Genomic DNA, 303 nt, shown 5'->3' on the forward strand with positions numbered 1-303 from the left:
ACGACGGCGTCGCCGGGTTCCTGGGCGCGGCCCGGGAGAAGCTGGCCGGGTTCGAGTTCCGGCTGCACGGCGAGGTCGACGCGCACCACGATCGGGCGCGGTTCCGCTGGCAGGCGGCGCCGCCGGAGGTCTTCGCGGCGGGCGCCGAGCCTCCGGTGGTCGGGTTCGACGTCATCGTGATCGACGGCGACGGCCGGATCGCGCAGGTGCACGGCTTCCTCGACGTCGTCCCCGCCCTGTGACGGGCCGGGCCGGTCAGGGGACGACCGGCCCCGACGACGGGCCGAGATCGGAAGAGCACAC

Annotated in this window: 1 pseudogene; it reads left to right on the forward strand. The window is 75.2% G+C overall.

Annotation, left to right across the window (positions count from 1 at the left end):
• Window positions 1–242, forward strand: a pseudogene (locus tag DBV35_RS29780) (hypothetical protein); the annotation flags it as partial.
• Window positions 243–303 lie beyond the last annotated feature (61 nt).

The organism is Acuticoccus kandeliae (assembly GCF_003073115.1).